At 67.5% G+C, this 18,946-nt stretch carries 22 protein-coding genes; 13 read left to right on the forward strand and 9 right to left on the reverse strand.

What is annotated here, in order from left to right:
• Nucleotides 1–37: 37 nt before the first annotated feature.
• Entirely contained in the window at nucleotides 38–796 is a 759-nt protein-coding gene (locus tag ITJ67_RS09035; protein WP_194677399.1) for a methyltransferase domain-containing protein, read from the forward strand.
• A 101-nt stretch (nucleotides 797–897) separates the two neighbouring features.
• Nucleotides 898–1,179, forward strand: coding sequence for a hypothetical protein (locus tag ITJ67_RS09040; protein ID WP_194677400.1), 282 nt, complete (start codon nucleotides 898–900; stop codon nucleotides 1,177–1,179).
• Nucleotides 1,180–1,200: 21 nt separating this feature from the next.
• On the opposite strand, the gene ITJ67_RS09045 is transcribed toward ITJ67_RS09040, so the two are convergent.
• The 3 genes from ITJ67_RS09045 to ITJ67_RS09055 form a co-directional block, all read right to left on the reverse strand.
• Nucleotides 1,201–1,530, reverse strand: coding sequence for a DHCW motif cupin fold protein (locus ITJ67_RS09045; protein WP_160070842.1), 330 nt, complete (start codon nucleotides 1,528–1,530; stop codon nucleotides 1,201–1,203).
• Between the two features lie 46 nt (nucleotides 1,531–1,576).
• On the reverse strand, nucleotides 1,577–2,584 hold the full coding sequence (locus ITJ67_RS09050; protein ID WP_160070841.1) for an LLM class flavin-dependent oxidoreductase: 1,008 nt from the start codon (nucleotides 2,582–2,584) through the stop codon (nucleotides 1,577–1,579).
• 90 nt (nucleotides 2,585–2,674) lie between these two features.
• On the reverse strand, nucleotides 2,675–3,316 hold the full coding sequence (locus ITJ67_RS09055; protein WP_160070840.1) for an SRPBCC domain-containing protein: 642 nt from the start codon (nucleotides 3,314–3,316) through the stop codon (nucleotides 2,675–2,677).
• 99 nt (nucleotides 3,317–3,415) lie between these two features.
• Between ITJ67_RS09055 and ITJ67_RS09060 the strand changes: the two genes are divergently transcribed.
• Nucleotides 3,416–5,059: a bifunctional 3'-5' exonuclease/DNA polymerase gene (locus tag ITJ67_RS09060; protein ID WP_194677401.1), complete on the forward strand. Its 1,644-nt coding sequence runs from the start codon at nucleotides 3,416–3,418 to the stop codon at nucleotides 5,057–5,059.
• Nucleotides 5,060–5,094: 35 nt separating this feature from the next.
• On the opposite strand, the gene ITJ67_RS09065 is transcribed toward ITJ67_RS09060, so the two are convergent.
• Together ITJ67_RS09065 and ITJ67_RS09070 are read right to left on the reverse strand one after the other, a co-directional pair.
• Entirely contained in the window at nucleotides 5,095–6,246 is a 1,152-nt protein-coding gene (locus tag ITJ67_RS09065) for an AAA family ATPase (protein WP_160070838.1), read from the reverse strand.
• Nucleotides 6,247–6,371: 125 nt separating this feature from the next.
• Nucleotides 6,372–7,742, reverse strand: a complete 1,371-nt coding sequence (locus tag ITJ67_RS09070) for an NAD-dependent succinate-semialdehyde dehydrogenase (RefSeq protein WP_194677402.1) — start codon at nucleotides 7,740–7,742, stop codon at nucleotides 6,372–6,374.
• Between the two features lie 185 nt (nucleotides 7,743–7,927).
• Here ITJ67_RS09070 and ITJ67_RS09075 point away from each other — a divergent pair, with 185 nt between their 5' ends.
• A complete protein-coding gene (locus ITJ67_RS09075; RefSeq protein WP_160070836.1) occupies nucleotides 7,928–9,415 on the forward strand; it encodes an AAA family ATPase in 1,488 nt (495 codons plus the stop codon).
• Here the strand turns inward: ITJ67_RS09075 and ITJ67_RS09080 are convergent.
• From ITJ67_RS09080 to ITJ67_RS09090, 3 genes are read right to left on the reverse strand one after another with little or no spacing between them, the layout of a single operon-like run.
• A complete protein-coding gene (locus tag ITJ67_RS09080; RefSeq protein ID WP_160070835.1) occupies nucleotides 9,408–9,881 on the reverse strand; it encodes a nuclear transport factor 2 family protein in 474 nt (157 codons plus the stop codon). The genes ITJ67_RS09075 and ITJ67_RS09080 overlap by 8 nt on opposite strands.
• Nucleotides 9,878–10,339 carry a nuclear transport factor 2 family protein gene (locus tag ITJ67_RS09085; RefSeq protein WP_194677403.1) on the reverse strand — a complete coding sequence of 154 codons (462 nt, stop codon included), beginning with the start codon at nucleotides 10,337–10,339 and terminating at the stop codon, nucleotides 9,878–9,880. Before ITJ67_RS09085 ends, ITJ67_RS09080 begins: the two co-directional genes overlap by 4 nt.
• A gap of 2 nt (nucleotides 10,340–10,341) precedes the next feature.
• Nucleotides 10,342–11,172, reverse strand: a complete 831-nt coding sequence (locus ITJ67_RS09090) for an SDR family oxidoreductase (RefSeq protein WP_160070833.1) — start codon at nucleotides 11,170–11,172, stop codon at nucleotides 10,342–10,344.
• A gap of 231 nt (nucleotides 11,173–11,403) precedes the next feature.
• Between ITJ67_RS09090 and ITJ67_RS09095 the strand changes: the two genes are divergently transcribed.
• The 3 genes from ITJ67_RS09095 (at nucleotide 11,404) to ITJ67_RS09105 (ending at nucleotide 12,724) form a co-directional block, all read left to right on the forward strand.
• A complete protein-coding gene (locus tag ITJ67_RS09095; protein ID WP_194677404.1) occupies nucleotides 11,404–11,922 on the forward strand; it encodes a MarR family winged helix-turn-helix transcriptional regulator in 519 nt (172 codons plus the stop codon).
• Nucleotides 11,923–11,984: 62 nt separating this feature from the next.
• Nucleotides 11,985–12,170, forward strand: coding sequence for a hypothetical protein (locus tag ITJ67_RS09100; RefSeq protein ID WP_160070831.1), 186 nt, complete (start codon nucleotides 11,985–11,987; stop codon nucleotides 12,168–12,170).
• 110 nt (nucleotides 12,171–12,280) lie between these two features.
• The gene (locus ITJ67_RS09105; RefSeq protein ID WP_160070830.1) at nucleotides 12,281–12,724 is read left to right on the forward strand and encodes a PaaI family thioesterase; all 444 of its coding nucleotides are present in this window, start codon (nucleotides 12,281–12,283) and stop codon (nucleotides 12,722–12,724) included.
• Between the two features lie 15 nt (nucleotides 12,725–12,739).
• Here the strand turns inward: ITJ67_RS09105 and ITJ67_RS09110 are convergent, their stop codons facing one another.
• Nucleotides 12,740–13,543, reverse strand: coding sequence for a FadR/GntR family transcriptional regulator (locus ITJ67_RS09110; RefSeq protein WP_160070829.1), 804 nt, complete (start codon nucleotides 13,541–13,543; stop codon nucleotides 12,740–12,742).
• 250 nt (nucleotides 13,544–13,793) lie between these two features.
• On the opposite strand from ITJ67_RS09110, the gene ITJ67_RS09115 reads away from it, so the two are divergent.
• From ITJ67_RS09115 to ITJ67_RS09140, 6 genes are all read left to right on the forward strand, one after another.
• Nucleotides 13,794–14,813 carry a DctP family TRAP transporter solute-binding subunit gene (locus ITJ67_RS09115; RefSeq protein ID WP_194677405.1) on the forward strand — a complete coding sequence of 340 codons (1,020 nt, stop codon included), beginning with the start codon at nucleotides 13,794–13,796 and terminating at the stop codon, nucleotides 14,811–14,813.
• Between the two features lie 6 nt (nucleotides 14,814–14,819).
• Entirely contained in the window at nucleotides 14,820–15,320 is a 501-nt protein-coding gene (locus ITJ67_RS09120; RefSeq protein WP_194677406.1) for a TRAP transporter small permease, read from the forward strand.
• 11 nt (nucleotides 15,321–15,331) lie between these two features.
• Complete coding sequence (locus ITJ67_RS09125) at nucleotides 15,332–16,894, forward strand: TRAP transporter large permease (RefSeq protein WP_228502517.1); 1,563 nt, start codon at nucleotides 15,332–15,334, stop codon at nucleotides 16,892–16,894.
• Nucleotides 16,895–16,896: 2 nt separating this feature from the next.
• Nucleotides 16,897–17,670, forward strand: coding sequence for an SDR family NAD(P)-dependent oxidoreductase (locus ITJ67_RS09130; RefSeq protein ID WP_160070825.1), 774 nt, complete (start codon nucleotides 16,897–16,899; stop codon nucleotides 17,668–17,670).
• Between the two features lie 131 nt (nucleotides 17,671–17,801).
• Nucleotides 17,802–18,692, forward strand: coding sequence for a PCC domain-containing protein (locus ITJ67_RS09135; RefSeq protein WP_160070824.1), 891 nt, complete (start codon nucleotides 17,802–17,804; stop codon nucleotides 18,690–18,692).
• A 26-nt stretch (nucleotides 18,693–18,718) separates the two neighbouring features.
• Nucleotides 18,719–18,946, forward strand: coding sequence for a biotin/lipoyl-containing protein (locus tag ITJ67_RS09140; RefSeq protein ID WP_160070823.1), 228 nt, complete (start codon nucleotides 18,719–18,721; stop codon nucleotides 18,944–18,946).

Consider the following 18,946-nt stretch of genomic DNA (forward strand, 5'->3'; position numbering starts at 1 on the left):
CCCGAGAGGCGTCCGCGAGGTTCGACATGATGGGGTGATGGACAGCGCATTCGAGGAACTCATCGCCGAGGCCGAGGCCGCCAGCGTCGATGGCTGGGACTTCTCCTGGCTCGATGGGCGGGCCAGCGAGGAACGGCCCAGCTGGGGCTACACGCGCCTCCTCGGCGAGCGGATGGGGCGTGCGCAGGCGTCCCTCGACATTCAGACGGGCGGGGGCGAGGTCCTGGCGCTGTCGCCCGTCATACCACCGCTGGCCGTCGCGACGGAGTCCTTTCCGCCGAACGTCACGAAGGCGAGCCGGCTGCTGCATCCGAGGGGCGTTGCCGTCGTCGCCGACCCCGACGAGCCTCCGCTGCCATTCGCGAGCGGCGCCTTCGATCTCGTGACGAGCCGCCACCCGGCGACGGTCTGGTGGGAGGAGATCGCACGCGTGCTGCGCCCCGGCGGCACCTACCTTGCGCAGCACGTCGGCCCCGCCAGCGTCTTCGAGCTCATCGAGTACTTCCTCGGCCCTCAGCCGGAGGCGCGCCTCGAACGGCGCGCGGACGATGAGGCGAGGGCTGCGGTCGCCGCCGGACTCGACATCGTCCAGCTCCGCGAGGAGCGGCTCCGCATCGAGATCAAGGATGTCGGGGCAGTCGTCTACCTGCTGCGGAAGGTCATCTGGTGGGTTCCCGGCTTCAGCGTCGACGCCTACCGGGCACGCTTGCGAGAGCTGCACGACCTCATCCAGCGTGAGGGGGCGTTCGTCGCGCACTCCACTCGACACCTCATCGAGGCCAAGCGGCACGGCTGACGGCCCCAGCTTCGCTCCTGAGCCCCGCTTCCCAGGTTCGCGGAGGATCGCGTGCTTGCCTGGGATGCGAGAACTCCGCAAGCGAACAGGCGGGAGCCACCATGGAAGACAACCGACACAGCGACGCGCGCCTCGGAAGCTCGGGCGCTGGCGACCCCGTTGGGGACCCGGACGAGTTGAGCGCTGGCGAAGAGAAATCCGGTGCCGAGACGGCTGGCGAGAAGGGCGATCTGCTCGGCGCGGTCGGCAAGCTCGCCAACGTGTTCGCGTTCGGGAAGCTCTCGGACGCCTCAGCCGCAGCGTCGACCGCCGACGGGACGCTGCCAACGGACCCTGACGATGACGGGACCGGCGGCACTGGTGGAGCCCGGCGCGCACCCTAGGGGCACACTGCGGGCTGGGGATCAGTCGATGACGAAGAGCTTGGCGCCGGTCGCGGTGCTGGAGCGGTGCGCTTCCATGCCGGTGCCGACCTGGTAGCTCTGGCCCGCCTCCAGCGTGACGCGGCGGCCGTCGTCGAGTTCGGTCTCGAGGCTCCCCTCGAGCACGAGGAGCACGTGCCCGCGGGAGCACCAGTGGTCGGCGAGATAGCCCGGCGAGTACTCGACCTGACGGATGCGCGTGTCACCGATCTGCTGCGTCCGCCAGGTGGCACCGCCGGTCTCGCCGGAGTGCTGCGTCGGCGCTACTGCCGCCCAGTCGGTGGTCGTGAAGGCGTGCCCGGTGAGGTCCATCCTCTGACGATAGTTCCCCGGCGAATGCCGGGGAACTCGCTGCGGCTCACACGGAGCCGCTGAGCTCCCGGGTGCTCATCGCCTCCGCCGTGATCTCCAGCGAACGGACGCGGTCAGCGCTCTGCAGCGAGCCGTGCCCGATGATGAGCTCGTCGGCGCCGGTCGCCTCCGCGAACTCGGTGAGGTAGTCGCGCACCTCCTGGCCGGTTCCAACCGCCGTGTACCGCATCATGTTCGCGATCTGCTGCCCCTGCGGGCTCGCGATGATCTGGTCCATCTGCTCATCGCTGAAATCTGAGTTCGGCCCGCGGAGCAGGATGCTGCGCAGCCTGGAGCGCCGGGAGCGGGTGAACTGCTCCTGCGCATCCGCCGAGTCGAGGGCCGCGACGACGTTGACGCCCACGATGAGGTGGGGCGCCGCGAGCTGCTCGGAGGGCTGGAACTGCTCGCGGTACAGGGTGACGGCCTGGAACAGCTGGTCCGGGGCGAAGTGCGACGCGAACGCGTATGGCAGGCCGAGCTGTGCGGCGAGCTGCGCGCCGAAGAGGCTCGAGCCGAGGATGTAGAGGGGCACCTCGGTGCCACCGCCCGGCACCGCCTGCACGCCGGGGATGGTCGACTGGCCGCGCAGGAACGCCTGCAGCTCCAGCACATCCTGCGGGAACTCATTGGCGGATGCCGGGGAGCGCCGCAGTGCTCGGAACGTCGCCTGGTCGCTCCCTGGCGCGCGCCCGAGACCCAGGTCGATGCGGTCCGGGTAGAGGGTCGCGAGGGTGCCGAACTGCTCCGCGATGACCAGCGGGGAGTGGTTCGGGAGCATGACGCCACCCGCGCCCAGCCGGATCGTGGAGGTCTGCGAGGCGATGTGCCCGATGAGCACGCTCGTCGCGCTCGACGCGATCGTCGGCATGTTGTGGTGCTCGGCGTACCAGACGCGGCGATAGCCGGAGCGCTCGGCAGCCTGGGCGAGCTCGACGCTCGCCTGGAAGCTCTCCCTGACGGTCTGGCCAGGGGCGATGGGAGCGAGGTCGAGGATTGAGAGAGGAACAGTCACCCTGGATGCAACCACCGAGAGGTGTCAGGTGTTCCCGGCGGGTCGGAGGTGCCTCGTCGGCCGTGCCTGAACTCCCGCACCGCTCTTCGTCTATTCGTCGCCCGTGTAGAAGGCCGCGGTGCGCGTCGCCGACTCGTGGGCGTCGTCGGGGTCGGCGCCCGCGCTCAGATGCGCGATGCACCAGCGGTCGGCCGCGGAGGCGACGAATCGCCTGCCGCCGTCGGAGTCGTTGAAGGCAGACATGGTCGCGTGGACATCCGTGTCCTCGTCGGCGAGGGCGATGGCCAGGGCGAGGAGAGCCCCGTCCCAGCCGATGCCGGTGGCAGCTGGCCCGTACTGGGCCCAGTGCTCGTTGTCCGCGACGACGTGTCGGAGCGTGAGGCGCGTCCCTTGCTCCGCTGGCTCGAGGGCGAGGCTGACGCGGCTGACGTCGCCGTCATACTCCCACGTCAGATGCATCAGGGTGTTCGCCTCGCAGCGTTCGATGGTTCCGGAGGTGCCGCTGTCGGTCAGACGGTACCTGCCGCCCTGCCTGAGCTCGCCTTCGGCGGGCTCGAACCAGCGGGCCAGTCCCTCCGGGGTCGTGCACAGGCCCCAGATGTCTTCTGGTGGATTCGCGAAGTCGCGCTCGAGCGTCACCACGTGGCTCGTCCCATCCCGCGCAACGCTGCGCGTGACGTTCTCGAGGCTGTCGGTCGACGCTCCGGCGGGGGACACCGGTTTCGTTTCCATGCGACCAGCGTGCCCGCGGATGTTGTGGAATCGCGCAGACCCGGGGCGACCCGGGTATCGGCGTCCTGGATTGTCGGTGCCCTGCCTCACAATGAACGGATGCACATCCTCGTCACGTCGCTCGCGCGCGGCTTCGCGCTCGAAGACCGGCGAGGTCCCGCCGATGGCGACGAGGTGTCGGCACCAGTCACCGTTCCCGACGCGATCGCCCTCGCGCAGCTCGTGTCCGAACGTGAGCGGTCTGCGCCGCCATCCGACCCCATCCGGTGGGTGTGGAACAGTCAGGACATCGTGCCGCGACTCCTCGCCCACGGTGTTCGGGTTGGGCGCTGCCACGATCTGCGCCTTGCCGGGCGCATCCTCATCACGGCCGGCTACCTCGACGCCCGATTCGACGTGGCGGATGCCCGTGGGGGCTCGCACCCCGGCGAGGGCCTCTTCGACCTCGATGCCGAGAACCCGGGAACTCCCGAGGCGACGCGGCGGCTCTTCGACGCGCAGCTCGCCGGGCTGGAGGCGTCGGATCAGGAAGCGGATCGGAAGGGCGCCCTGGCGTTCCTCGTCGGCGTCGAGAGCGCTGGGGCCCTTGTCGCGGCCGAGCTCCGCGCAGCGGGCATGCCGTTCAGTGTCGACCGCCACGAGGACGTGCTCGTCGAAGCGCTCGGCGCGAGGGGCACGGGCGGTCGACCGGCGAAGCTCGAGGCGGCAGCCTCAGCCGTTCGAGCGGCGCTCGGAGAGGCGACGCTCAACGTCGACTCTCCAAAAGACCTCCTCGTGGCGTTGCGACGTGCGGGGCTCGATGTGGCCAGCACCAGCAAGTGGGAGCTGGTCGGCAAATCGCATCCGGTCGTCGACGCGCTTCTGCATTACAAGCGTCTGCATCGGCTCTTCACGGCGAACGGCTGGGCGTGGCGCGAGGAGTGGATCCATGGTGGGCGGTTTCGCCCCGACTACGTGCCTGGTGGCGTGGTGACCGGGCGCTGGGCGACGAGCGGCGGTGGGGCGATGCAGCTCCCGAAGGAGATCCGCAGTGCCGTGGTCGCCGACCCCGGCTGGAAGCTCGTCGTCGCGGACGCGGCCCAGCTCGAACCGAGGATCCTCGCCGCCATGTCGGGGGACGAGGCCATGGCGCGGGCGGGCGCGCAGCGCGACATGTACGCGGCTTTCGTCGACCGTGGCGTCGTGCCGGACCGAGACAGCGCCAAGGTCGCGATGCTCGGGGCCATGTACGGGGCGACGACGGGCCAGAGCGCCGTCCTCCTGCCGGGGCTCGAGCGGGCGTTCCCGCACGCCATGGGGCTTGTCGCCTCGGCGGCGCGTTCCGGCGAGCGGGGGCAGCAGGTGCAGACCTGGCTCGGTCGCACGTCTCCGTGGCCGCCCGCTGAGTTCTCGCCTCGCGACTTCGGCCGCTTCACGCGAAACTTCATCGTGCAGGGCACAGCCGCCGAGTGGGCGCTCACGTGGATGGCGGGAATCAGGCAGCGTCTCGCCGCCCTTGGCTCGGGAGCGGGCGACCCGCGAGGCAAAGGCTCGGTCGCGGATGCGCCGCTCGAGCGCACGGCGCACCTCGCCTACTTCCTGCATGACGAAGTGGTCGTGCACGCGCCTGCCGAGCACGCGGAGCGCGCCGCCGCGGAAGTCATCGCGGCCGCCGCAGAGGCTGGGCGCTTCCTGTTCGCCGGCAGCCAGGTCACGTTCCCCGTCGTCGCGCACGTCGTGGACAGCTACGGCGAAGCGAAATAGCTGGAGGGCGGGCAGCGCGCGCTGCTCTCGCCCGCTCAGCGCTTCGGCCAGACCCAGAGCGGCCCATCGAACTGCAGCTTGCCGCGGATGCTCGTTGCCCCCTCCTCCTTCTCGAGCTCGACGACGTTCGCGTCGTCGCGCAAGCCATCGACGAGGGGCTGCGAGTGGGTGACGACGATCACCTGCGTCTGCTCCGAGGCTCGCCGGATGAGGCCCGCAAGCGTGGGCAGGAGGCTGGGGTGGAGGCTCGCCTCCGGCTCGTTCAGGACCAGCAGCTCCGGCATGCGCGGCGAGAGGAGCGCCGTCGCGAGGAGGATCATCCGCAGCGTTCCGTCGGACAGCTCCCGCGCATCCAATGGTCTCGCAAGGCCCGGCTGCGACATGACGATCCTCGCCATGCCCGACTCGTCTTCCTCGACGCTGACCCGTGACCCCGGGAAGGCAGCATCGATGGCGTCGTGGAAGGCCCTCGCCTGGCCGATTCGCTGCACCGTCGCGAGCGCGGCTGGAAGACGTGAGCCGTCGTCGGGGAGCACCGGAGTGAACGTGGCAGGGCTCGGCAGCCGAGCGGGAGCCGCCGCGTCGGTGCGGAGGTAGTCGAGGAAGCGCCACCCGCGCGCCGACTCGCGCAGCGCGTACAGCTCGGGTGCTGTTGAGGGGTCGGCGAGTGTCGCGAGCATCGACTCGGCCTCGCGCACGCTCCACTCGGCTTGCACGAGCTTGAAGTCGGCGTCTCTCACGCGCACAGAGTTGGCGCGGCGTTCGACGAGCGTCGTCGAGGGGCGCAGCAGCTCGCTCGCCCAGACGAGCTCGCTCTTGACCACCGGGTCGAAGGGGAAGTCGGAGATGATCGGGATGCCGAGGTCGATCGCGAAGTTCTGGACCTGTTTCGGCGAAGGCATGCCGAGGTCGGTCGCGAAGGACACCCCGGAGGTGCGCAGGCCGAGCTTGAGGGTGACTGGCTCGCCGCGGGACCGCTTGCCAGCGTGGATGACCGCCCGGAGGCCGCCCTCCATCGCGAGAGACGAGAGGGCCCCCTCGCGGATGATGTCGTGCAGTAGGCGGAGAGCGCGGTAGAGGTTGGACTTGCCGCTGCCGTTCGCCCCCGTGATGACGTTCAAGCGCTCGAGCCCGAGCGTGACGCTCTTGATGGACCGGTAGTTCTCGATGGCGAGGAGTTCAAGCATGCTCACACGCTAGGGGGTGCCTCCGACATCGCCGCTGGAGCGTGTGGTCGCGCCCTGCACATGCAGCAAGCGCGGCACCTCCTCCGGAGAGGCAGTGCCGCGCTTGTCCTCTGCGCGCTGGCCGTCTACTTGACCTGGCGGATGAGCTTCTTGTTCACGAACTCCTCGATGCCGAGCGAGCCGAGCTCGCGGCCGAAGCCGGAGCGCTTCACTCCGCCGAAGGGCAGCTCGGGGCTGTCGAGCCCGACGCCGTTGATGTAGACCATGCCGGCTTCGATGGCGTCGGCGACGCGCTGCGCCTGCTCCTGGTCTGTCGTGAAGAGGTACGAGCCCAGACCGAAGGGCGTCGCGTTCGCGAGCTTGATGGCTTCCTCTTCGCTGCTGACCTTGTAGAGGGCGGCGACGGGGCCGAAGAACTCTTCCGTGTAGGCGTCGTTGTCGGGGGTGACGCCGGCGAGCACGGTCGACTCGAAGAAGTTGCCGTCGTGGCCGCCGCCTGCGAGGAGCTGCGCGCCCTGAGCGACAGCCCGCTCGACCTGCTCGGCGAGGTTCTTCGTGGCCGGGGCCGACGAGAGCGGCCCCAGCTCCGAGTCGTCCTTCGTCGGGTCGACGGGAGCGACCGAGGTCATCGCGGCCGTGAACTTCTCCGCGAACTCGTCGTAGAGCGAGTCGATGACGATCATGCGCTTCGCGCCGTTGCAGGCCTGCCCGGAGTTGTCGAGGCGCGCGGCGACCGCGGCTTCGACGGCCTCGTCGACGCTGTCGGTGCTGAGCAGGATGAACGGGTCGGAGCCGCCGAGCTCGAGGACGACCTTCTTGAGGTTGCGGCCGGCGATCTCGGCGACCGCGGCGCCCGCGCGCTCCGAGCCGGTCAGCGAGACGCCGTGGATGCGGTCGTCGGCGATGATGTCGGCGATCTGCTCGTTGGTGGCGAAGATGTTGACGTAGGCACCTTCGGGGAACCCGGCGTCGGCGAAGATCTCCTGGAGCGCTGTCGCCGACTCGGGGCACTGGCCGGCGTGCTTCAGCAGGATCGGGTTGCCGAGCACGAGGTTCGGGCCGACGAAGCGAGCGACCTGGTAGAACGGGAAGTTCCAGGGCATGATGCCGAGGAGGGGTCCGATTGCCGAGCGGCGGATGAGGGCGGTGCCTTCGCCTCCGAGCAACTCGATCGGAGCGTCCTTCAGGAAGTTCTCCGCGTTGTCTGCGTAGTACTGCAGGATGTCGGCGCTGAAGTCGACCTCCCCGTAGGACTGCTCGATGGGCTTGCCCATCTCCCGCGTGATGATCTCGGCGAGGGCCTCGCGGCGTTCGCGGTGCAGCTCGGCCGCCCGGCTCATGAGGGCGGCGCGCTCTGCGACGGTGCTCGGCTTCGACCAGGTCCGGTAGGCGCCGTCGAGGCTCTGCAGGGCGGTCTCGATGCCCTCGGATGTGACGAGCGGGAATTCCTGTCCCTGCTCGCCGGTGGCTGGGTTCACGACTACGTAGGTGCTCAAACTCACTCCAGACATTGGATGCGTGCGCGCAGCATCGCGCGATTGGGTGAAGCCTAGAAGATGGGGCCTTGGAAACCCAGGGTTCGGGCCGATTTAACTGAATATCGTTCATTTACCAGGTGCCTCCCCAGAGGTGCGGCCCTAGGCTCTCGAGCGGCGGGATTCGCCCGCAGGCAGGGGATGGCATGAGCGAGCAGCCGCACGACGATGTCCAGTTCTTCCGTGCGTTCAAGCGGTTCCTCGAACGCGTCAACGAGACGCCAGCCGAGGTCCAAGTCGTGCGCACGCCCTTCGGCGGCGAGCTGAGCGATTTCCTCGGCGCCGACGCCGAGGCGCTCCCGGTCGTCGTCGAGGAGTTCGCGAGTTACCGGATCGTCGACGCGGACATCGCGCTCGAGGAGATCGCCGGCCGCGACGACGCGAGGCTCGTCGGTGTCGCCGGCGGCTCCGCCCACGCGCACGCCGGCCTCGCGGAGCTCATCTCGAGCCCGCACATGCCCTTCAGGTCGGGGCCCGCCGAGTTCGCCGAGAAGGCGACGGGGCCCAAGGCAACACGACAGGTCGTGAGCTTCGGCGCACGACTCTTCACCTACCGTGGCACCCGAGTTGTGGTCATGCAGCGCGCATCCCGCCCCGACATGGGCCGACCGCAGGCGCAGCTCGAGGTGCTCACCGCCGCAGACCCCTCGCTCGTCTCCGATTTCCTCGGCGAGGTTCGTGCCCTGATGATCGAGCGCAGCGTGCTGCGCGGCAAGGTGCTCGCGTTCGAGAACAGCGACTACCGGATGGACGCTGGCGCGTCCTTCCTGGAGCGCCCGAACGTCGCCGAGACCGACGTGATCCTGCCGTACGGCGTCCTTGAATCAGTGGTGGCGCACGTGATCGAGATCGGTCGACAGCGCGAGGTCCTGCTCGCCGCAGGCCAGCATCTGAAGCGGGGCGTGCTGCTGTACGGCCCACCTGGGACCGGGAAGACGCTCACGGTCAGGCATCTCCTGAGCCGGACGGAGGGGGTGACGGCCGTGCTGCTGACCGGGTCGAGCATCCAGCACATCAGCGCGGCCGCCGAACTGGCCCGCACCCTGCAGCCGTCGATCGTGGTGCTCGAGGACATCGACCTCGTTGCCATGGAACGCCACGCGTCCCCGCAGCCGTTGCTCTTCGAGGTGCTCGACGCGCTTGATGGCCTCGACGGCGATGCCGACGTCGCCTTCATCATGACCACCAACCGCGTGCAGGTGCTCGAGCGCGCCCTCGTCTCACGTCCTGGTCGCGTCGACCTAGCCGTGGAGATCGCGCTGCCAGGCGGGCCGGAGCGCTACCGTCTCCTCGAAAAGTACGCTGCGGGCCTGCCGTTCAGCGAGGAGGCGCTCAGTGAAGTCGCGGCTCGTGCCGAGCAGACCACCGGTTCGTTCGCCAAAGAACTCGTCCGCCGAGCCGTGCTCGCGGCGGCACGGCATGGCGTAGAGCCGGACGACGAGATCCTGCTGTTCGAGCTCGAAGAGCTGATGTCCGCGCAGTCCGCGCTCACGAGGCGCCTTCTCGGCGACGGGAGCGAGTCGGAGCCTGAGAGCGGCGAGGGCGGGATGGAGGCCATCTCCACAGCGGAAGGCGACCGCACGGGGTCCGTCACGTACAGGGCTCTGGGCGCCGAGGGGCAGACTCTCAGCTGACGACTGCCAGCCAGCGCTCCGATGAGAAGGTGCGAGTCGAGGCGCCGCCCGGGTCGCTCGGCGGACGTGAGCCGCGGCTGTAGTCGCGCACCCTGATGCGCCAGCCGTCTGCTGTGCGGACGAAGGTGTCGATGTAGTCACCGCTCGCCGTCGTGCCGTCCGTGCGGACGAGGAGGAACTTCGACCAGGACGAGATGGTGTCGGCGTCGACCCGATGGAGGACGGTATCGGTGGTGTAGTGCGGGTGGTATGGCTGCACCGTGTCGATGACGCGAGCGAGCGCCTCGTCGCCGCGCACCGCATTCGGCCCCGTTCCGAAGGAGAAATCCTCCGTGAACACCTTGCGCAGGTGATCCCAGTCGCGGTTGTCGATGAGCTGCCCGTAGCGGGCGAGCACGTCGAGGACCTCGGCGGCGTCGGCGGCAGGGACTCGCGTCGCCGCGTCGCTCGTGCTCTGCGGTGTCATCGCGCCGACTCGAAGCTCGCGAAGGACTCCGCACCCTCGGCCGAGTACTGCCCGCCCGGGCGCTCGCGGTTTCGCTCCGTGATGCGGCGGCTCGTGATGACCCAGGTGCCGTCGCGTTCCTCGAGCGTGTCGAGGTAGTCGCCGCCTGCGGCGGACGCTTCGTAGGTCACGAGCACGTATCGACTCCAGGCGACGGCCGACCCGGCGGCCTCGCCAGCCCGGATAACCGTGTTGATGGTGTGGTGCGATGGCAGGTGCCCGCCGAGAGAGGCCGCGAGCTGCTCCTCGAACGCTCGCGCTCCTGATGCGCCCGTGAACTCGCCAGCAGGGCTCTCGATGCGCGCATCCGGAGTGACGATCGAGTCGAGCAAGGTCCATTCGCCGTTGTCGACGAAGTGCCCGTAGAGCGCGAGGGTCTGCTGGACGCCCCAGCGGTCCTCGGTGGTGAGTGTGGTCACGTTCAGCCCCATTTCGTTGTCGAGCCAGCGTCGATCGGCAGCTGGATTCCGGTGATGTATCGCGCCTCGGGCGAGGCGAGGAAGAGGACGGCGTTTGCGACGTCGACGGGTTCGATCCAGCCGACGTCGAGGAGCTTGCCGCGGCTCCACAGCTCTCGGACGTCGTCCGGTGTTGGGTCGTCGAGGTCGGGCCGGGATGCTCGGAGGTTGGCTGTGTTCATGACGAGGGGCGTGGCGACCGCCGTGGGATGGATCGTGTTGACGCGCACGCCGTAGGGGCCGAGCTCGTGGGCCCAGGCCTTCGAGAGCCCCACCACGCCGTGCTTCGCGGCGGCATAGGTGCCGCCGCCGCCAGCCGCGCGCAGGCCAGCACTCGAGGAGGTGACGATGACGCTTCCCGGGCTGGTGTCGGCTTTGAGGGTTGGGATCGCGGCTTTCACGGTTCGCCACACGCCGCCGAGGTTCACGTCGATCTCCGTGCGCCAGTCTTCTTCGCTGACCTCCTCGGCGAGGCCCGAGCCGAGGACCCCCGCATTCGCGAAGACGACATCGAATGGTCCGAGTTCCGCGACCGCATGCTGAACTGCGGCGTCGAGCGAGCTCTGGTCCGTGACGTCGGCGTGTGCAGCGAGGGCGCGCACGCCGAAGGACGCGGCGTCCGCCACCACTTCGGCCAGCCTGGCGCTCGAGGCTGCCCGATCGAGTGCCACGATGTTCGCGCCCTCCTCGGCGAGGCGACGCACGGTGGCGCTGCCGATGCCCCCGGCCGCACCGGTGATGAGGGCGGTCGAGCCCGCGACCCTGCCCGTTCTGGTGGATGCCGCTTGCGCCATCTCCGCCCGCCTCCTGATGATCTCGATCTCGTTCAGGCACAGTCTCACCACCCACCGACATCCGCGTGCTCTCTGCGGTCGCGGAACTTCCGCGGGCGTCACGAGCGGAAATCTCGGAGAAATACCTGCAAGCGGGGGCTCTGTCTGTGGTTTCCGCACCCGGTCGCATCCATTTTTGCTAGTTTGTTGAACTAGTTTCATGGCGCCGACGGCGCCACCACGAGGAGGACCATGGCGCACAAGCCCGCTGAGCGCTCGTCCGGGTACTGGTACCCGACAGGCGGAGAGCATGCGACCTCGGTCGACGTGCTCAACCTGCTGCGTGACTACCGCGAAGCGGAGGCGAAGATGCGAGCGCGGACGCGCTCGTCGATGCGCATGAATGAGAACGACCTGCTCGCGCTTCGCTTCCTGCTCCAGCAGCAGCGCCAGGGCAAGGTCGTCGTGCAGAAGGACCTGGGGGAGCGGCTCAAGATCTCCTCCGCGTCCGTCACCGGCCTCGTCGATCGCCTCGTGAAGAGCGGTCACGTCGAGCGGCGGCCGCACCCCACCGATCGGCGGGCCTCGATCATCGCGTCGACCGCGGAGTCCGACCGTGAGGTGCGGGAGACACTCGGCCTCATGCACCAGCGCATGATCGCTGTCGTCGACTCGCTCACGACCGAGGAGCTCGACGGGGTGGCGAAGTTCCTCTCAGGCATGGTCGGCTCGGTAGAGGCAGCCGAGCCAGCGGGTGTGCAGCAGCACTAGTGGGTGCATCCGCGAGAGTCAACCCCCGACTTGAGCTTTATTTAGTTAAATAAGCTACATATGTGCTCAAACAACGACGCAGGCTCAACCGCAGTGCAGTAGCCGCCGCTCGGCGACGGGCAGAGGACCGCTACTGGGACGTCTACCAGCGCACCATCATGCCGGGGGAGCTTCTTGCGCTCTGCTTCGTGGGTGCCACCATCTCGATCGGAATCGCGGTCTCGTTCTTCGCCTTCCTTCCCTGGTAGCGCGAGCGGCCACTTGGATGGTCGCCACAACGCCCTCGAAGTGTCAGCCGATGGGTGCGAGGCTCTTCGGTGCGCATCCATCTCCGGATGCCGTGGCGCAGAGGAGCGACATGAGCGACCCCACTTCGATGACCGGCCTCGAGCAGCTGAGGGCTCACCTCGCGAACGGTGCGGAGATCGCTCCGATCGCGCAGCACTTCGGCATGACCGTCGTGAGCTTCGCCGAGGGCGAGGTGATCTTCGAGGGTGTTCCCGACCGGTCGCACTACAACCCCATCGGGACCGTGCACGGCGGATTCGCGGCGACGCTCCTCGACTCGGCGTGCGGCACGGCAGTGCACACGACGCTCCGCCCGGGGCAGGCCTACACGTCCCTCGAGATCAAGGTCAGCTTCCTGCGCCCCATGACCGTTGAGACGGGCCCCGTCCGGGTGCGCGGTCGCGTCGTGAAGTCGGGGGCGAGGGCGGCGTTCGTCGAAGCCGAGCTCAGGGACTCCGCCGACGTGCTCCTCGCCACGGCGACCAGCACGTGCGCGATCTTCCCGGTGCGCTGAGGCCCGGCCGGCTCGTCAGTCGAGTGCGCCGGGGCGCTCCCGTTCTGCGTCGGAGGGGAGCCGTGCCCACGATGCTCCGCCGACACCCTCCGCGCCCTCTTTCTCGATGAGGTGGTGCAGCCAGTCGAAGTGCTCGTCGACCGCGAGGCCGGCGCGCCCCGGGTCGCCCGCGCGGATGGCATCGAGCATCGACTGGTGCACGACTCGGAGTCGCTCGCGTTCTTCGGCCAAGGTCAGGAACCTGACGGTGCCACGCAGCACCGAGTGAAGCATCTGTGAGAAGAACAGCAGTCCAGGAGCGTTCGAAGCGGCAAAAAGGTGGCGATGGAAGGCATTGTCGGCCTCGAAGAGCTCGCGTCCATCGTCGCTCGAGTGCATTCGGTCGACCGCGATTGCCATGCCGCCCAGGGCCTCCTCGTTGTCGCTGGTGCAAGCGAGCACGGCAGCGTGCCGCTCGAGTGCGTGGCGCACCTCCGCGAGGGATTCGATGGTCATCTGGTGTGACATGAGGCTCAGTACGAGCCCATCGCTCACGCGCTCGGGGCTGATGCCGGTGTAGAACGTGCCCTCGCGTTCGCGCCGCTGCAGCATGCCGAGCGACTCGAGCCGGCTGATTCGGTCGCGGAGGGCGGTTCGGGAGATATGCAGCGTCTCCGAGAGCTCGCGTTCGCCGGCGAGCTGTTGGCCCGGTTGCTTCTCGAGAAGGAGGTGCACCAGGTCGGCAAGCGCCTTGTCCTTGAGGAGGGCCGTCAAGAACTTGTGCTGGCTCGGCTCCTGCGGACTCGTGCTGGCCTGAGTCGGTTCGCTTGATGCCGACATGGAATCCCCTTCCGTTCGTCGAGGCATCGAACGCTCGTCAGTCGACCCCTTGCGTATCTTCGCACGGGCGGCGGTATTCAACATTCAGTTGTTGATGCACTTGCTGGTACTACCAAGATCATGCATACTGAGTGCGTTGCCTGCCGGATCGAAACCGGAGGCCCCACAGGGCAGATAAATCAGGTGACTGGGTGTGCGTTTTTCGACACAGACGGAAAGCGCCACCGGCTTCGAATCTCAAGGAGGAGAAATGAAGTTTGGACGCGCAGTCGCTATAGCGGCCGTTCTGGGACTAGGGCTTTCCGGATGCGCCGCATCCGGTGGCACAGATAATGCATCCGGCAACTCGGATGGCGAGAAATATTCGTGGGACTTCACGATCACGGTCAGCGACACATCGACGTGGTACGCAGGGGCCGAGCGCTTCGCCGAGATACTCGATGAGAAGTCCGACGGTCGGATGCAGGTGAACATCTTCGCGAACGAGCAGCTCTCCGGAGGCGACCCGGCGGCCGGCGTCGAGCAGCTCATGAATGGAGACAAGGCCTTCTCCTACAACTCGACCATCATCTATTCAGGCATCGACCCCAGGTTCAGTGCCATCAACGCGCCGTTCCTGTACGACAACTACGAGACCGCCGACGCGGCGATCGAGGCCGGCGGGCTTGCCGCCTACCAGGACCTCGCCGCGGAGCAGGGCATCGAGCTGCTCGGATTCGGCGAGTCCGGATTCCGTCAGGTGACGAACAGCAAGGCTGAGATCACCTCACCGGCCGATGTGCGGGGCCTCAAGCTGCGCGTGCCGGGTTCGAGTCTGTTCCTCAGCATCTTCGAGAAGCTCGGGGCAGACCCCGTGACCATGAACTTCAGCGAGGTCTTCACCTCGTTGCAGACCGGAACGATCGACGGCCAGGAGAACCCGTACGACGTCATCTACTCGAACGGCCTCTCCGAGGTGCAGGACTACCTGACGGTCTGGAACTACGTCTACGACCCCCTCATGCTCGGCATGAACAAGGCCCTCTTCGACAGTCTCAGCGCCGAGGATCAGGCGATCGTGCAGGAAGCGGCCCAGGAAGCGAACCAGTACCAGCGCGACCTCAACCGCGAACGTGGGGAGGAGCAGCTCACCGAGATGGGTGAAACCATGACGGTCACCGAGCTCACCTCTGATCAGGTGGCCGAGTTCCGCTCGGCGCTGCAGCCCTTGTACGAGGAGTACGCCTCGGTGTGGACCGAGGACCTCGTCGACGCAGTCGCGCCTCAGTAGGCGCGCATGTTGGACAAAGTTCTCACGACGGCGGAGAACACCGTCATCACGGTTGCCTTCGCAGGCGTCACGCTGCTGGCATTCGCCAACGTCGTCAGTCGGTACGTCTTCCACGGATCCATGTCGTTCACGACCGAGCTCATCATCAACCTCGCGGTTCTCCTCACGATGATCGGTGCGTCGGCTGCCGTGCGGCTCGGCTCGCATCCCGGGTTCGAGGTGCTGCGCACCTACGCGACCGGGCACCTGCGCACCGTTGTCATCATCCTCATCACGATCGCGACGCTCGCGTTCTTCCTGGTGTTCATGTGGCTCGGCTTCGACATGGTCGAGAAGCAGGCCGCCTCTGGACGAACGACGCCGGCGCTCGACATTCCTCAGTGGATTCTCTCCCTCGCCCTGCCTGTGGGTGCGGCACTTGGCGGAGTCCGCAGTATTCAGGTCTGCATCCTGCAGATTCGCAAGCGCCCGGAAGGCGCTGAACAGCACGTCGGATTGGAGGCCTGATCATGGTCGAGATGGTTCTCTTCTCTGTCTTCCTCGTCTTGCTCTTCCTAGGTGTTCCTGTTGCGTTCTCGATGGGACTCTCCGCTTTTGCGGCGGTTATTGTCGGCAGTGGCATGAATGCGCTCTTCCCGACTGCGGGAATCATGTACGCGTCGCTTTCCTCGGAAACGCTGCTCGCAATTCCTTTCTTCATCCTCGCCGGCGTCATCATGGAGATGACGGGCATCTCGGGGAGACTCATCGATCTTGCTGACAAATGCGTCGGTCACCGGAAGAGCGGTCTCGCGCTCACCACGATTCTCGCGGCGCTGCTCTTCTCCTCCATCTCTGGATCGGGGCCCGCCACGGTGGCGGCGCTCGGTGCGATCCTCATCCCCGCCCTGGCGAAGCACGGCTACTCGAAGCGGCACTCAGCGTCGCTCGTCGCCAGTGCTGGCGAGATGGGCATCGTCCTTCCGCCGAGCATCGCGTTCATCGTGTTCGCTGTCGTCGCGAGTGACTACGAGCGGGTGTCGATCGGACGCCTGTTCATGGCGGGCGTCATCCCAGGTGTGCTGCTGGCGATCGCCTTCTACCTGGTCGCCAGGTACCTGCCCCGTGAGGGGGAGAAGATGAAGGCCAATGCCGCGCTCCACAGGGAGAAGGCGTTCAGTCGGATCGGCGGGCGCAAGCTCGCGCGAGACCTGGACAGCGCCGAAAGCTCCCACAGTGCAGACGGCTCCAGTGATGGTGTCGACGCAGCTGCCGCGGATGCGCACTCTGGCTCGGCCGGTCATGGCAAAGTCAGCAAGCAGCCCTTCGCGAGCGGGGGTGTCCCGACCGTCACCTCGTCGAATGAGGCGATCATGACACTCGAGGACATCGTCCCGGACGGCATCAAGGTCGGGGAGCGCAAGACGCGTGCCCCGTGGCCGGAGATCGGCAGGGCCTTCATGCGGGCCGTGCCCGGCCTGCTGGTTCCCGTGATTATCCTGGGCGGCATCTACGGCGGCGTCTTCACTCCGACCGAGTCGGCCGCGGTGGCATCCGTCTACGCGCTCATCGTCGGGCTGATGGTGACGCGGGAGTTGAAGTTCAAGGACATCTTCAAGATCTTCACGACCGCGGGCATCCAGTCCTCGCGGATCATGATCATCATCGCGGCCGCTTCGCTCTTCGCCTACGTCATCACGAAATACCGGATCGCGACGGCTGCGGCAGATGCGATCCTCTCGATCACCGACAACGTCGTGCTGATCATCCTGCTCATCAACCTGAGCCTGCTGATCGCCGGCATGTTCCTCGACGCCATCTCCGCGTTCTACCTCTTCGTGCCGATCTTCGTGCCCGTGCTGCTCGAGATGGACGTGTCGATCACGACGATCGGCGTCATGATGACCGTCAATCTCGCGCTCGGCCTCGTCACCCCGCCTGTCGGACTCGACCTGTTCGTGGCGGCGGGCATCGCGAAGATCCCATTCGGGGAGGCCGTCAAGGGCATCTGGCCGTTCCTCGGTGCGGGCCTGGCCGTGCTCATGCTCATCACCTTCATTCCGTGGCTCAGCAATGGGCTGCCTGACCTGCTGGGACTGTGACCATGGGTAATTCACGAAGCGAGCTCACCGGAAGGGTGGCGCTTGTCACGGGTGGGGCCAGGGGCATCGGCCGGGAGATCGCCCGGTCGCTGGCCGGTCGGGGTGCCCACGTGGTGGTCGTCGACGTCATCGACGGTGCGGAGGCGGTTGCCGACATCCAGTCGGCGATGCCGGGGTCGAGCGTCGACGCGGTCGTCGTGGACGTGCGCGACCGGGCCCAGGTGCGTGCGTGTGTCGACGACATCGTCGAGCGTCACGGCTCTCTCGACGTCGTCGTGAACAACGCGGGGACGTGCGGCCGGCTCGATCTGGAGGTCATGGATGATGACACGTGGGAGCGTGACCTGGCCACCAACCTCCGCGGCACGTTCCTGTTCACCCAGGCCGCCATCTACCCGCACATGAAAGAGCGAGGGTGGGGGCGCATCGTCAACGTCAGCTCGATCTCCGGCATCATGGGCGGCCCGCCAGCCCAGGGCGAAGGCGCCGGGCGGTCGGGCCCCGCCTACGCGGCATCGAAGGGCGGCGTCATCGCCTTCACGAAGTGGGTGGCGAAGGAGGTCGGCGAGCTCGGCATCACGGTCAACACCGTGGCGCCCGGCCCGATCGCGACCCCGATGACCGCAGGGCTCGACTACGACTTCGACGGTCAGGCCATCAAGCGGATGGGGGAGCCGGAGGATATCGCGGACGCCGTCGCGTTCCTCGCGTCCGAAGGGGCCGGGTACGTGACCGGGGAGACCCTCAAGGTGTGCGGCGGGTCGGCGATCGGCTAGCGCGCCTGCATCACCTGCACCACCCGAAAGTGACCGCAGAGAACTCTGCACACTCTTGGTAATACCAACCGGACTCGGATCGCCCACAAGGCACAACCGAGCCCATCGCCACAAGCGACGGAAGGGAACACATGAAGACACTCACGCACCCGGGGCCGGCGACGCAGCCTCGCATCCGGGCAGTGCGGGCACGCTCTCGAGGCGAACTGCGCACACTGACCCCCGGCGCGCTCCTCCAGGAGGAGCTCACGGAACTCGCCCATGAGCTCGGCGAGGGGAGCGCCTACTTCGAACTCCACGGCGGGCTCTTCACCCCAGTCAGCTACTGCACGCCCGGCCCATCCACCGAGGAGCGGGCCATGAGCTTCTCCAGCGAACGAGGTGCGGCCACAGCGCACCTCGTCTACGGCTCCGGCACCGTCGGGTACCGGCACGGGGCACCGTTCGTCCACTCGCACTGCCTCTGGATGCTCCCCGACGGCTCCCTCAGAGGGGGGCACCTCTGGCCGGAGACCCGATCGGGCGTGACCGCGCCGACGGCGCTCTTCTACGGCGTCCAGGGCGCGACCTGGGTCAGTTCCGACGACGACGAGACCAGGATGCCCGTCTTCACCGCATACGAGGAAGAAGAAGCCATGGCCGAGAGCCCCACTATCGAGACCACGATCGCCCGCATTCTTCCCGGCGAGGACATCACCCTCACCGTCGAACGGGTGGCCCGCGAGGCCGGATATCAACGGGCGGCGGTCCGCGGCGGGCTCGGCAGCCTCGTCGGCGGGCAGCTCATCGACCCGAGGAACGGGCTGGAACGAAGCGTCGAGGGCCCCGGCACGGAGGTCGTCGCTCTCGTCGGCTCAGTGGAACCCACCGCCGTCGGGCCCCGCGCGCGCCTCAGCTGCACCATGGTCGACCTCCACGGCGAGCTGCATGCCGGGGAACTCGTTCGCGGCAGCAACGCCGTCGCCGTGACCTTCGAACTCATCCTGCAGAACATCACCCCGGCCACTCAGCCAACGAACTAGCCAGTCAGCGAAGCAAGGAGAACACCATGGACGTCAAAGTCACCAAGGAATACCTCGGAGAAGAAACCGAAGCCGACCTCGTCGAATGGAACGTCGCGTCGGGCGCGACCGTCGCGGAGGGCGACATCATCGCGCAGCTAGAGACCTCGAAGCTCGTCTGCGAGTTCAAGGCGCCGGCGGCCGGCGTCGTCACCTTCAACGTCGAGATCGGCGACGTCGTCGAGCTCGACGATGTCATCGCGACGATCGAGTAG

This window comes from Pseudoclavibacter sp. VKM Ac-2867 (genome assembly GCF_015351275.1).
Lineage (GTDB): Bacteria > Actinomycetota > Actinomycetes > Actinomycetales > Microbacteriaceae > Pseudoclavibacter.